The sequence below is a fragment of the Segatella copri genome (assembly GCF_026015295.1).
Lineage (GTDB): Bacteria > Bacteroidota > Bacteroidia > Bacteroidales > Bacteroidaceae > Prevotella > Prevotella copri_C.
The window spans coordinates 2312163-2326941 of record NZ_JAPDUW010000001.1 but is presented as its reverse complement, the minus strand read 5'-3'; the positions used below and the strand labels follow the sequence as shown (position 1 = coordinate 2326941).

At 43.1% G+C, this 14779-nt stretch carries 10 protein-coding genes; 9 read left to right on the top strand and 1 reads right to left on the bottom strand.

Going from position 1 to position 14779, the window contains the following annotated elements; translation table 11 throughout:
* The first annotated feature begins 24 nt into the window (after positions 1-24).
* From ONT18_RS09835 to ONT18_RS09800, 8 genes are all read left to right on the top strand, one after another.
* The gene (locus ONT18_RS09835; protein ID WP_119228848.1) at positions 25-1431 is read left to right on the top strand and encodes an aminopeptidase C; all 1407 of its coding nucleotides are present in this window, start codon (positions 25-27) and stop codon (positions 1429-1431) included.
* Between the two features lie 87 nt (positions 1432-1518).
* On the top strand, positions 1519-2013 hold the full coding sequence (locus ONT18_RS09830) for an RNA polymerase sigma-70 factor (protein WP_006849380.1): 495 nt from the start codon (positions 1519-1521) through the stop codon (positions 2011-2013).
* A gap of 80 nt (positions 2014-2093) precedes the next feature.
* Positions 2094-3062, top strand: coding sequence for a FecR family protein (locus ONT18_RS09825; protein WP_119227753.1), 969 nt, complete (start codon positions 2094-2096; stop codon positions 3060-3062).
* 188 nt (positions 3063-3250) lie between these two features.
* Positions 3251-6775 carry a SusC/RagA family TonB-linked outer membrane protein gene (locus ONT18_RS09820; protein ID WP_264905262.1) on the top strand — a complete coding sequence of 1175 codons (3525 nt, stop codon included), beginning with the start codon at positions 3251-3253 and terminating at the stop codon, positions 6773-6775.
* A gap of 3 nt (positions 6776-6778) precedes the next feature.
* Positions 6779-8200: a RagB/SusD family nutrient uptake outer membrane protein gene (locus ONT18_RS09815; RefSeq protein WP_437183721.1), complete on the top strand. Its 1422-nt coding sequence runs from the start codon at positions 6779-6781 to the stop codon at positions 8198-8200.
* A gap of 38 nt (positions 8201-8238) precedes the next feature.
* A complete protein-coding gene (locus ONT18_RS09810; protein ID WP_264905258.1) occupies positions 8239-9435 on the top strand; it encodes a TlpA family protein disulfide reductase in 1197 nt (398 codons plus the stop codon).
* 142 nt (positions 9436-9577) lie between these two features.
* Positions 9578-10861 carry an L-cysteine desulfidase family protein gene (locus tag ONT18_RS09805; protein WP_118081578.1) on the top strand — a complete coding sequence of 428 codons (1284 nt, stop codon included), beginning with the start codon at positions 9578-9580 and terminating at the stop codon, positions 10859-10861.
* Positions 10862-11340: 479 nt separating this feature from the next.
* Positions 11341-12693: an ATP-binding protein gene (locus ONT18_RS09800; protein WP_264905255.1), complete on the top strand. Its 1353-nt coding sequence runs from the start codon at positions 11341-11343 to the stop codon at positions 12691-12693.
* Between the two features lie 114 nt (positions 12694-12807).
* Here ONT18_RS09800 and ONT18_RS09795 read toward each other — a convergent pair whose 3' ends face one another.
* Positions 12808-13707 (bottom strand): diaminopimelate dehydrogenase, encoded by a 900-nt coding sequence (locus ONT18_RS09795; protein ID WP_117728532.1) that lies wholly within the window; start codon positions 13705-13707, stop codon positions 12808-12810.
* 451 nt (positions 13708-14158) lie between these two features.
* Between ONT18_RS09795 and ruvA the strand changes: the two genes are divergently transcribed.
* Positions 14159-14773, top strand: a complete 615-nt coding sequence (ruvA, locus tag ONT18_RS09790; RefSeq protein WP_022121046.1) for a Holliday junction branch migration protein RuvA — start codon at positions 14159-14161, stop codon at positions 14771-14773.
* The last annotated feature ends 6 nt before the right edge of the window (positions 14774-14779 follow it).

The following is a 14779-nucleotide window of genomic DNA, read 5'->3' as shown; positions in this document are numbered from 1 at the left end:
AAGCAAATAAATACCTTTATCGTGATGAGAAAAAATGTATTACTTTTGGGAGCCATGATGATGGCTTCCATGTCTCTGATGGCGCAGACCAAGGGTGGCGGCATCAGTCAGTCTGCTCTCCAGCAGATGGAGAAAAGCCAGCAGGCAGGTGTAGCCAACAAGGCACTCTTCAATGCGATTGCCAACAACAACATTGATGACCTTGTGAAGAATCATGCCAACGAGGCCCCGGTTGATACTCATTTCAGCATCGAGACTCCTTCGCAGAGCATTCACAACCAGAAGAGTTCGGGCCGTTGCTGGATGTTCAGCGGTTTTAACGTGCTCCGTTCTAACTTTGCTGTCAATGACAAGCAGGGTAGAGTGGTGGAGTTTTCTCAGGATTACCTCTTCTTCTATGATCAGCTGGAGAAGGCTAACCTGATGCTTCAGGGGGTTATCGACCTTGGCAAGAAGAGCATCGAGGATCCTCAGGTGCAGTTCTTCTTCAAGAATCCGCTCAATGATGGTGGTACTTTCTGTGGTGTTGCCGATTTGGCAAGCAAGTATGGTCTCGTACCAATGAGCGCCCAGCCTGAGACCTTCTCAAGCAATAATACTTCCAAGATGAGCCGTCTCGTAAGCAGCAAGCTCCGCGAGTATGGTCTGGAACTCCGCAAGATGGTGGCTCAGGGCAAGAAGTCGGCAGCTATCCAGGCTCGCAAGAACGAGATGCTCGGTCAGGTTTATCACATGCTGAGTCTTACTCTCGGCGAACCGGTAAAGGAATTTACCTATGCTTTCCGCGACAAGGACGGCAAGCAGGTTGGCGAGGCGAAGAAGTATACTCCTAAGAGTTTCTATGAGGAAACCGTAGGCAAGGACCTGAACGGTACCTTCCTGATGGTGATGAACGATCCACGCCGTCCTTACCACAAGACATACGAGGTAGAGTACGACCGCCATACTTATGATGGTCATAACTGGAAGTATCTGAACCTGCCTATGGAGGAGATTGCCCAGCTCGCCATCGCCTCTCTGAAGGATGGTCATAAGATGTATTCAAGCTATGATGTGGGCAAGCAGCTTGATAGAAAGCGCGGCTATCTGGCTCTCGACAACTTCGATTACGCCAGCCTCTTCAATACATCATTCCCAATGAACAAGGCTGACCGCATCGCTACTTTCGATAGTGGTTCTACTCATGCCATGACGCTGACAGCTGTAGATCTCGACGCCAATGGCAAGCCTGTAAAATGGAAGGTGGAGAACAGTTGGGGTGCCGACAATGGTTTTGCCGGTTGCTTCATCATGACCAACGATTGGTTCAACGAGTACATGTTCCGCCTGGTAGTAAACAAGAAGTATGCTTCTGAGCAGCTCTTGAAGGAATTCGACCAGAAGCCAACCATGCTGACTCCAGATGATCCTCTGTTCCAGTTGGAAGACTAATAATAAGAATATTCAAAGCCATATATGGTGTATCATGCGCCATATATGGCATATTGTTTCTAGTAATCAACATAGAATTAGGTATAGATGAATAAGCGGGAAGTTTTTGGGCATTTTTTCAAATCATATTATGGTCGATTATATTATTATGCGCTGCAACTCCTGAAAGATGAGGAGGCAAGCCGAGATATCGTGAGTGGCGTTTTTGCTCACGTATGGGAGAATTTCGACTCCTATGACATGCAAACCTTGCCAGCCTTCTTGCTTAAAACCGTGAAAAATAAGTGTTTAGACTATCTTCGGCATACAGCTGTTCATGCACAATATGCCGATTACTATCTTCATGCTGTAGATCAATGCTATGAAGATAATGATATCCAGAAAGAACGTCAGCGGCAAGTAGAAGAAATGTTGGATTTGTTACCGGATACTACTCGTCATGTTTTGGAAGAATGTTATCTTAACCATAAGAAATATCGGGAAGTGGCAGATGAGATGAATGTCTGTCAGGAAACGGTCAAGCGCCATATCATAAAGGCCTTGAAACTGTTAAGAGAACATTATCATCAAATAAAAACTTGAAAATAATCAAAAGAATCTCAATTGGAGATGTTACCATTTTGGTAGGTAAAACGTATTATTTTTAGTAAAGAAATAGAAATATGATGAAGCAAACAGATATTTTTAATGATGAGAGTTTACAGAATGACATCCAAGACTTGGTTGCCATAGAACAGGCTATGATACGCAAAACATATCCTCTGCCAAACCTTGACAAGGAGTTGGAGAAGATAGTAGGCAAAGAAAATTCGGATGCCGAAGAGCCTGTGAAACATCAATATCCGATGATGAGAATGCTGATGAGTGCTCTGATGGGCGCTGCTGCTATGTTGGCGATAGTTTTTGTATGGCAGTGGGTGAACTCCAGGCAGACTATTGATGGAGCTACCGGAAATCGGATAACGCAAAATGTATCTTCTGAACAAGATATGACAATGCTTCAGACTGCAGATGGTGAGATGATTACTCTGACACTGGCTGATGGCACTGAAGTAAAGCTCAATAGTAATAGTAAGATTACTTATCCCCACTGCTTTAAGGGAGCAGAGCGTATGGTGCATCTTGAAGGAGAGGCATTCTTCAAGGTAAGGCACGACAGTAAGCGTCCTTTTGTGGTGGATGCAGGTGGTGTCTTGACCAAGGACTTGGGTACTTCTTTTAATATCAAGGCTTATCAGGGTAGTGACTGTAAAGTGACTTTGGTTGAGGGAAAGGTGGAAGTCCTGGCAAAGAACAGTCAGCATAAACCTGTGACATTGAATCCGGGACAGCAATATTCCTTAAGTGCAAAGGAGACTGTTTCTGGGCAGATAATTAATGTAAATACGGATGAAACTACCGCATGGGCAGATGGTGTGCTCTATTATCACGACCAGACTTTGGAATACATCTTGGATAATCTTGCAGCATATTATCAGAGTAAGGTGGTATTTAGAAATCCTGCAGTCAAAACCAAGCATCTCGATTTCTCCGCAGATAAGAGTGGCAGTATAGAGGATGCTATAGGACTCTTGAATAATCTGGGAGTTGCAAAGGTTAGTTTTAAGGAAAATACTATATATATAGAATAAGGTATTTAAGTAAATCTTGATGAATCGTCACATCGGCATTTCTGGGAAATTATAATTCCTGAAAATGCCGATGTTTTAGTTTTATTTGTAAGAAAACAAACTTTTTTCATTATTTTTTGAAAGTAGATGTTACCGATTCGCTGTCAGAAACGTATTTTTATTATAGTATTAACGAAAAAGAGAGAAATATGAAAGAAGTAAGATGTGTATTCATGTTTGCTGTCCTGACTTTATGGATGGCATTACCTGTAGGAGCACAGAATGCAAAGAGAGGCATCACGATGTCGCTCGTTAATGAGTCTTTGGCTTCTGCATTGAGAAAAGTACAGCAGAAGTCGGATTATAAGGTGAGTTTTGTGATAGAGGACGTAAAGCCCTATACCACAACGGTTCATCTGAAGAATGCTTCTGCCTCAACTGCCGTAAAGCAGATTTTACAGGGTAAACCTTTCACTTACTCAGTAAGTGGTAAGTTTATTACCGTCAAGAAGGTTTTGCAACATAAAACTGCAGCTGAAGCTACAGATAATGGAGCTGCCATCCGCCCCCTCTCAGGAACAATTACCGATGAGGATGGAGAACCTATGATTGGCGCTTCTGTTGTAGTGCTTGGCAGTCCTTATGGAACCGTGACTAATACGGATGGTATTTTTGAGTTTTATATTCCTAAAGAATGTCATGAGGTTACGGTTTCGTATGTCGGTATGAATGACCAGAAGGTAAAGGTGGCTGGTAGGGATCATGTGAAGATTGTGATGTCTGAAAATAAGACCATACTTGGTGAAGTGGTTGTAACGGGTTATCAGACTATCTCTAAGGAGCGTGCAACCGGTGCTTTTACCAAGGTAACAGCTGATGAACTGAAAGACAAGAGGTTGGGTAATCTCTCTACTGTGCTGGCTGGCGAGGTTGCCGGATATAATGACGGCATGATTCGTGGCGTAACCACGATGAATGCCTCTGCTTCTCCTCTCTATGTCATTGATGGCTTTCCAGTAGAGAAAACTAAGTTGACCGGCAATGGAACTGGTGATATTACCGAGGAAATCCCTGATTTGAATATGGATGATATTGAGAGTATTACTGTTCTTAAAGATGCTGCAGCTGCTTCCATCTATGGTGCTCGTGCTGCCAATGGTGTCATTGTCATCACTACCAAGAAATCGGCAGCTAAGGGTAAGACCAATGTCTCTTTCAATGCTTCTCTTACCTGGCATCCTTATTCTTATTATACAGATTATCTCGCCAATTCTTCTCTTGTTATTGACTTGGAGAAGGAGTGGGCTGCGCAGAATCCGAATCTTGCAGGCAATGGAGCTAAGGTATACGCTCAGAATATGTTGGATCAGAAAATCTATACGAGCGCGGGTATCTGCAATATCTTGAATTATTATGCAGGCAATATCTCTGAGTCAGAAATGAATGCTAAACTGACTGATTTGGCTGGAAAAGGTTATAACTACTATGACCAGATGAAGAAGTATGCTAAGCGCGATCCGTTGTATCAGCAGTATAATATGAATATTGTAAACAACTCGGTGAATAATCTCTTCAAGGCTTCGGTCACTTATAAGTATAATACCCTCGAAGATAAGTATTCCAATAATCAGAGTTTAGGCATCAACCTTGCCAATACTTCTTATTTCACGAAATGGCTTTCTTTGGATTTAGGTGCTTACCTAAAGGTGGGTGAGGATCAGACACAGAACTACAATGTCCTTTCTCCTGGATATTCTGTTTTGCCATACGATAATTTAGTGAATGCTGATGGCTCTTGTTATACCAAGCCGATGAGTGAGAGATATGATGCAAGTACTTTGGCTATCTATCAGAAGTATGGTCTTTATAATATGGATATCACTCCTTTGGCAGAGCTGGATCGTCAGATTACCACCAATAAGGAGTTGGCTTTACGAACTTTTGCCCGTCTGAATGTACAGATTCTGCCCTGTTTGAAGTATGCTGCTTCCTTCCAGTACGAACGAGCTTCATATCGTGGTGAAAACTGGGCTGATAAAGCTTCTGCGCAGGTTCGGGGTGTGGTAAACGGGTATGCAACCAATAATGGTGATGGCTCTGTCAATTATGTGATTCCTTATGGGGATATCTTGGTTCGTTCAGACCAATATACCTCTGCTTATAACTTCCGTCAGCAGTTGAGTTTTGATCAGACTTTCAAGGATGTTCACAGCGTAACTGCAATTCTGGGCACGGAAACCATCCAGAACAAGCAGGAATTGCATCGAGACAAACTGTTTAACTATGATTCTCAGATGTTAACATCCAGTATGGTGAATAATGCTGGTTTGTTGAAAGGTATAGCGGGTGTGCTGGGATATAAATCTATGACCGCGACTGATTTGTCTGCTTCTTATGAAAATGTAAACCGTTATGTTTCGGTATATGGTAATGCTGCTTATACTTACGATGACCGTTATAGCTTGACTGGTAGTTTACGATGGGACCGCTCTAATCTCTGGGGAACCAGTTCGAAGTTCCAGAACAAGCCTATCTGGTCGGTAGGTGCCAGTTGGATTATCAGTAAGGAGAAGTTCTTCCACGCAGATTGGGTCAATTATTTGAAACTCCGTGTTTCTGATGGTATTGCCGGTAACGTATCTAAGAATTCTGCCCCTTATATGGTGGCAAGCTATAATAATAACGGGCATGTGGGAGGTACACAGGGATATGTGCAGTCGCGTGCCAATCCGATGCTGAGCTGGGAGAAAACCAATACCTTTAATATAGGTATAGATTTCTCGCTCTTTAAGAACCGACTCAATGGTACTGTAGAGTATTACGACAAGAAGGGTACCGACCTCCTGGCTTCTTCCATGGGTGTACCTACTGAAGGTTGGGGCTACAGCACCTATACCATCAACAATGGCGAGATGTACAATCGTGGTGTAGAAATTTCCCTGAGTGGTGAGGTTCTGCGTACCAGGGATTTCTCATGGAGAGCCAATATGACTTATGCTTATAATAAGAATGAGGTGACTTATGTAAATGTAAAGGCGCCGGTTTATATTCTTCAGTTGGATTACCCTTCGGCTTATCCTATTATCGGCAACGAATATAATGCAATCTATGGCTATAAGTGGGCTGGATTGAGTGAAGAAGGATTGCCACAGGTGTATAACGAGAATGGTGAGAAGGTAACTAATCAGCCAACGACATTGGATGCCATCTCTTACATGGGTACTACCACTCCTAAGTATAGTGGATCTTTCGGAACCAGTATCAGCTACAAGGATTTCGATTTCAGTATGCAGTTCCTTTTTGCGGGTGGGCATAAGATGCGCAATGCCAATCCTGCTTTCCTCACTTGCAGTTATTCCAGCGTAGGATATATCTCCAATATTGCGGGAGCTAGTGCCGGACTTGCTAATCGTTGGCAGAAACCAGGTGATGAGGCTTATACCAATGTGCCAAAGGCTGTTTTTGCCGAAAGTGGTTTGTCAGCATCTTCTTTGTATAGTACTTATTTTTATTCTGATATCAATATCCTTGATGCCAGTTATATTCGTCTGAACAACATTTCTCTGGCTTATCATTTGCCAAAGTCGCTGTGCCGTTCGCTCTATATGCAGAGTGCCCGTGTTCAGGCTAATGTGGAGAATCCGTTCTTCTGGGCAAAGACCAAACAGGCTAAGTACCAGCTGGGTGGTTATAATGCCACCAACTATGTGTTAGGCATTTATCTCAACTTTTAAATAATGAAGAAAATGAAACAGAAATTAGTATATATGGTGTTGTTGCTGGGCATGGTTATGGGACTTGCCTCTTGCGATAACTATCTCAATATAGAACCAAAGGGCAAACGCATCCCTAAGTCGCTCGCCGACTATGAGGCTTTTCTCCGTTACGAGTATGGTACTCATCGCATGCCGGTTTTGCAAACGTGCTATTTGCTTAATGATGAATATCTCACCAATTCGTATGCCAGTTATTATCCGATGTATAAGGCTAACTACAATTGGGAGGAGGAAACCGATCGTGCCTATTGGAACTCTGCAGATGAGAGTACTTATTATGTGGCTTATGGCACTATCAATACCTGCAATCTGATATTGGAAGATGTGCCTAATACAACAGAAGGTACTGAGAAAGAAAAGGCTGAGGTGATGGCATATGCCAGAGTGTTGCGTGCGATGAACTATTTCAATCTCGCTAATTATTATGCTGATACCTACGAGCCTTCAAATGCTGCCAGTAAGTTGAGTGTGCCTCTGATTACAAGCAGTCTTCAGGATGCTCCTTATCATCAGGCCACCATTCAGGAAATCTATGAATTCATTTTGAATGATTTGAACACGTCGGTAGCTGATCTTCCAGATATGGGTACCACGCTCCTCCATCCGGGCAAGGGAGCTGCCTATGCTATGTTGGCACGTACCTATCTTCAGATGATGAACTATGAAAAGGCGTTGGAGTTTGCTGATAAGGCTCTTGCCATTAATGATAAGTTGGTTGATTGGGTTGGATTCTATAATGATAATAAGGGTGTGATAGGCCAAGAGGGTGTTTATCCTTCTTTGAAAACGCCATTGGGATTTGATAGCCAGGACTGTTATAATTTCAATTATGCCGATAATAGTTCCAACTCTGCATCTGCGATATTCAAGATACCGGTAAATCGTGCTGCCGGATTCGAAGAGGGAGATGCTTATTTCTTGAGCAATTGGAAACAAAGAACGATGGGTGCAGAAACTTATTATCAGGGGTTGACCAATGGCTATATCAATCTTGCTGGTATGAGAACCGTGGAGCAGTATCTTATCAAGGCTGAATGCTTGGCTCGTAAGAATCAGTTGACAGATGCTATGGATGTGCTCAATGAGGTGCGTAAGACATATATCCTTCCAGAGAAATATCAGCCACTATCGGCGTCCTCTGTGGCAGAAGCTATCCGGTATATACGTCAAGCTAAGGATAATCAACTTATCTTCTCTATCGTGCCGTTTGGCGATGCTCGTCGCTTAAATGCTGAAGGTACCTATGCCCGCACGCTGACAAAAGAGATAGATGGCAAGCAGATAAGTCTTGCTCCATCCTCTCATCTCTGGACCTTCCCATTCCCTAAGGGAGCCATTGATAATCCTGGCAACGGAAGTTTCGTACAGAATGTGGAGAAGTAATGAACGTTAAAATAAATCTTTCTAGTAATTGTACAAATATGATGTTTAAAAAAACAATTTTCTCATTGGCATTGGTGCTCATCTCAGTGATGAGTGCTCATGCTCAGAATGCAGACGAGTGTATCATTGATGCAATCTTGAATGGTGTGCCTGATGGTACGGAAATGGAAGCTGTCCTGGCTGCTACTCATCGTAACGAGAAACCTCTCGCTAAAGGTGTGGTAAAGGGTGGAAAACTTACTTTAACCATCCCTGTTACAGAGGCTCGTTTTATCGGTGTCGGTCCAAGAAACGGTGTTTTCACTTTTAGTCTGATGACCAAAGGTGGCGAAAAAGTACAGGTGTCTCTCGATGCCAAACCCATCAATGATGGGGTAACCACTGGTTTTAATACCAGCAATGTCAAGATTTCCGGCAGTGCTATGAACGATGAATATCAGACAAAAATCGGTTCAGTGAGGGATATGCTTGATAAGATGTATAAGGATATAAACGATAAGCATAAAAAATTGATTGCAGAACAGAGCAAGGCTTACCAGGCAAAGGATAAAGCTAAGATGAAAGCTTTGGAAGATAGTGACGAGAGAAAAGAGATGGCTACCGAACAGAAGAATTTCTTTGACACGGTGGAGTCTTCTTATGGAAAGTTGTATTCAGACAACAAGGATTCCTGGTGGGGACCTTTCGCCATGCTTTGTACCTTGAACTATTTCACCAAGGAAAACTCCAAGGAATGGAATTCGTTCTCAGAAACTGCTAAGAATAGCTTCTATGGAAAGTTGCTCAACGAGCAGATTAATCCAAAGGGACTTACAGGTGAGACTTTGCCTCAGTTCGAACTCCAGCAAGTTGATGGTTCTAAGGTGAGCATGGCTTCTTGTGTAAAGGGAAAGAAGTATTATCTGGTTGATTTCTGGGCTTCATGGTGTGGACCTTGCCGCAAGGAAATTCCTAACCTCAAAAAACTTTATGAACTGTATAAAGGAAAGGGACTGGAAATAGTAAGTGTTTCTATCGATAAGAATGAAACTGCTTGGAAGAAAGCGCTTGCTGAGGAGAAACTTTCTTGGCCTAACGGACTTGACCGTGCCGGTATAGCTGATTCTTATAAGGTAAAGTTCATTCCTGCCATCTTCCTGGTAGATGGTACTACAGGTAAGTGTATTGCTGAGAATATCCGTGGTACGGAATTGGCTGCAAAGTTGGCTGAACTATTCTCGAAAAAAGATATTTAGACGAAAAGTTTGGCTAAAGTGCTCCATTTATATAAAGATAAACCGTATTTTTTCGATAATATCGTGAAATACGGTTTATTTTTTGTATTTTTGTACCCGAAATAATGGTAAGAACGTTATTTATATAAAAGTTATATAGATTATGTTAGAGAAAAGTAAGCGTGAGCGCATCATTGCGCTCGTTAATAAAGAGGTGGTTCCTGCCATCGGCTGTACCGAACCGATGGCTGTGGCACTATGTACAGCCAAGGCTGCTACTACATTGGGCAAGCGCCCTGAACGTATTGAAGTTCTTCTGAGTCCTAATATGCTCAAGAATGCGATGGGTGTCGGCATTCCTGGCACGGGTATGATCGGCTTGCCTATCGCCGTATCGCTGGGTGCGCTCATCGGAAAGCCTGAATATCAGCTGGAAGTGTTGAAAGATCTTACTCCCGACAGTCTGGAGCAGGGCAAACAATATATCAAGGATGCGGATATCAACATCAAACTGAAGCAGGGTGATGTGGATAAACTCTATATCGAAATCATCTGTCATGCCGGTGAAGACCGGGCTACGGCAATTATCTCCGGTTCACATACCCATTTTGTGTATGTTGAGCGTAATGGCGAGGTGGTGCTAGATAAGCGTGGCGGTACTGTGGGCGATGAGGCTGATGACGACATCCAACTCAATTTCCCGATGGTTTACGAGTTTGCAACAACAGCTCCGCTCGATGAGATTTCTTTCATTCTCAAGACCAGAGACTATAATATGAAGGCTGCCGAGTTGAGTATCAAAGGCAACTATGGCCACTGTTTGGGCAAGACGATGGACCGTCCGTTGAGTCATGGTATCTTCGGCGATAATATTTTCTCGCATATCATCTCCCGCACCGCTTCAGCCTGTGATGCCCGTATGGGTGGTGCCATGATTCCGGTGATGAGTAACAGCGGCAGCGGCAACCAGGGTATCTGTGCAACGAATCCTGTGGTGGTTTATGCGCTGGAGAACGAGAATACCGAGGAGGAAATGATTCGTGCCCTGATGCTCAGTCATCTGACTGCCATCTATATCAAGCAGAGCTTAGGCAAGCTTTCAGCTCTTTGCGGTTGTGTGGTAGCCAGTACGGGCAGCAGTTGCGGCATTACCTATCTGATGGGTGGCGATTATACCCGCATCTGCAATTCTGTCAAGAATATGGTAGCCAATCTCACCGGTATGATTTGTGACGGAGCGAAACCAAGTTGTGCCCTGAAGATTTCATCAGGTGTCAGCACCGCTCTTCTTTCCGCCCTCCTTTCTATGGAAGGCAAGTGTGTCACCTCTGCCGAGGGTATCGTAGATGATGATGTGGATAAGTGCATCCACAACCTCACTAGCATTGGTGCCGATGCGATGCGAGCTACCGATGAAATGGTGCTCGATATCATGACGCATAAATAATATAGCTTTTGATAAGTTATTTAAATAGTCTTAGAAACCTATATTGTTTACCTTTTAAATATAGTTTCGTATGGTTGCCGGCTGCTGCCAGCAATCTTGCTGCCATATGCCGACAATGTTGCTGCCATATGCCAGCAACCTTGCTGGCGGCTGCCGACTATTGGATAGATCTGCTTCTTCATGCCGATAGATACGGCTTCTGTAGCTAATTCACATGCTTGCAATGGATTATAAAACAAAGCATCTATGGAATTAAAGCATGATGTTTATACTATTACCAATATTATGATCTTGCGTATCGTTATCATCTTATTCTTAAAATTAAAAGATATTAAAAAACTGGCTTTTTCTTGGAGATAATCGCGGATATGTGTATATTTGCATCATCTGATAATCGCGGATAGGTGTAAAAACTGAGAAATGTTAATCGCGGATAGGTGTGTTTTTCCGATAAAATTAATCTAGGATAGGTGTAAATTATGAGAAGAAAAGTATATGAGCAGCTAAAGAAATGGAAAGAAGAACAGAACGGAGAAAGTGCTGTTCTCATCAATGGTGCCCGTCGTGTAGGAAAGAGCTATATCGTAAAGGAATTCGCTCAAAAAGAATACAAGAGTTATATTTTACTTGATTTCAATAAAATAGGAAAGGACATAAAATCCTTGTTCGAAACCTATCTGGATGACTTGGATACGTTCTTTATGTATTTAAGCAGTTTCACCAATACACCTCTATATCCAAGAAATTCGGTTATAATCTTTGATGAGGTGCAATTGTATCCCCGGGCTCGTACAGCTATCAAGTATCTGGTTGAAGATGGTCGTTACGATTATATCGAGACTGGTTCGCTCGTTTCTATCAAAAAGAACGTAGAGAATATCATGATTCCTTCTGAGGAGGAAGAAATATTGATGTATCCTATGGATTTCGAGGAATTCTTGTGGGCACTGAACAATGAAACCCTGATGCCGCTTATACGAATGAACTTTCAGAAAAGGCATGAGATGGGACAAATGATGCATCGCATGGCAATGGACTATTTCAGACAGTATCTCATTGTTGGAGGAATGCCGCAGGCTGTAGCTAAATTTGTAGAAACCAGAGATTTCAATAAGGTGGATCGTGTGAAACGCCAAATTCTTACTTTATATCGTAATGATATCCAGAAGTATGCGTCAACTTATGTATTTAAAGTTACTCAGATTTTTGATACTATTCCTTCTCAGCTTCAAAAACATGAGAAGAAATTTATGTTGAAGGCACTCACCGAAGGGGCGAGAATGCGAGATTATGAAACGGCATTCTTTTGGCTGTCAGATGCCATGATAGTCAATATGGCCTATAATACGACAGAGCCAAGCATCGGTCTTGGCATGAATACCGATGATACGACATTGAAATGCTATATGGCTGATACGGGGTTGCTCATCAGTCATGCTTTCAATGAAAATACGATAGTGTCGGAAAACTTATATAACAAGCTTCTGATAGATAAGCTGGAGTTCAATGGCGGAATGATAGTTGAGAATATAGTTGCTCAGATGTTACGTTCGGCAGGGCATAAGCTGTATTTCTTTTCCAAATATAGTAAGGAGAATGCCCAGGAAAGGATGGAACTGGATTTCCTGATAGCCAAAGATACAATAACGTCAAAGCATAATATTTCACCGATAGAAGTGAAGTCTACTAATAGATACACGCTCACTTCTCTCAAAAAGTGCATCGCTAAATATGGTAGCTATCTGGCAACCCCGTATGTTTTGCATACTGCTGATTTGAAAGTTGAGGAGGGGATTACTTATTTGCCATTGTATATGACAGGGTTATTATAAGTGGTTTTAGTTGAATAGAAAAGGCTCGCAAGAATTCGAAACTTCTTGCGAGCCGTTTTATTATAGTGATGCAAGTGAATTCTTCACTCTTCACTCTTCGTTCTTCACTCCCAATTATACGAGTGTTGCAACGATTTCCTCACGGGTTCCTGGCAACATATCGATAACTGGAATCTCTGGCATGGTGTAGCAACCTGGCTGCAGACGGAATGAAGCACGAGCCACGTTAACCAATACCTGAGCGGTGAGGGCTGGGTTGTTGATGCTCATGTTGAACTCGAAACGCTGGTTCTGGGTCTTGCCTGATACACCCTTGCGAACGAGGTTCACACCATGACCCATATCCTTTACATCATCTACAGATGCTACGGCAAATACGTGGGTCTCATCGTGAGCAAAGTATGGATCGGCCTTGATTTCGGCTGTTACATCCTCAAGCTTGGCACCTTCTTCCAACTCTACGTATACCATACGGCGGTGGATACCCTCACCCAATGGGATGGTTACAGAGAGTGCTTCCTTTACGCCCTTCTTGCTACGAACACAAACTGAGTGACCCATACTCATACCAGGACCGAAGTTGGTATATGTCAAACCCTTAGGAGCAAGGCTCTCCATCAGAACACGTACGATAGAATCAGAACCTGGGTCCCAACCAGCAGAGATAACGCTTACCTTGCCAGCCTTCTTGCAGTTTTCCATCTGCTTGGTACGATAGTCGAGGATACTGGTGTGGATATCGAAGCTGTCTACGGTGTTGATACCGAGAGCAACGATCTTCTCTGCATACTCAGGGCAAGAGCGGGTAGGGGTTGCGAGGATAGCAACATCTACATCCTTCAACTTGGTGATGTCATCTACTACTTCATAGTTTGCCAACTCAGCTGGTTTGTCCTTGGCACCCTGGCGACGTACAATACCTGCAATCTCAAAGTCAGGAGCTGCTTCGAGTGCCTCAACAGTAAACTTACCGATGTTGCCGTATCCTACTACGGCTGCTCTAAATTTCTTCATTGTCTTATTTCTTTTATTTTGTTGTTTTTATTTCTTGCGGTTTAGTCATCCAACGGATATGTTTTCCGCTCTTCATTCTATTTCCGGTTGCAAAAGTATAGCTTTTTCTTGAAATACGTGACGTTTTAATAGAATTTTAACTCATAAAAGTTGCAAAAAGTAGTAAAATCATAGTTTTTAGGTATGAATAAGCGGAGATTTGTAAGGTTTCTGTAGCAAGAGCCTTACAGTTTCGTTATTTTGTTGCGAAACATCATACATCCCCTTTCCGATACCTCCCGATGTGCTTTGAATTACGTCCTGACGTAGCTTTTGCTGCGTCCCGACGTCTCTGGCTCTGCGTCGGGACGTATGACATGCTACGTCGGGACGTAATTTTATGGAACTCTATTACAATAATCCCGCCCTTCGCACGTTATTAATATATTAATTTAATTAGGAGAAAAAGAAAATGATAGAATATATTCATGGCGATCTGACAGAGCTGACACCTGCGCTGGCTGTTGTTGAGACTGCGGGGGTGGGCTACGGACTCAATATATCGCTCAATACATATACTGCCATTCAGGGCAAACAGGAAGTGAAACTCTATGTTCACGAAGTGCTGGTGGCTGGTGGAAGAGATGACTCTTTCACCCTTTTCGGCTTTGCTACCAAACAGGAACGTGAACTCTACCGCCTCCTCATCACCGTTTCAGGAGTAGGCGGAAATACAGCCCGTATGATTCTCTCTTCACTCTCGCCACGCGAACTCTGCGAAATCATCTCTACTGGTAACGACAAGGTGCTGAAAACCGTGAAGGGTATCGGACTGAAGACAGCACAGCGAATCATCATCGACCTGAAAGATAAAATCGTGAGCCTCGGCATCGCTGACGAACTGCCAGCCAGCGGAGGCAATGTGGTGATGGTGAACAATGACGTAAAGGATGAGGCGGTAAGCGCCCTCACCATGCTCGGCTTCTCGCCGGCACCATCTGCCAAGGTAGTAGTAGATATCCTCAAGGCACAGCCTGATCTCCCGGTAGAACAGGTTGTGAAACTGGCATTGAAGCAAATCAAATAAGTTAGG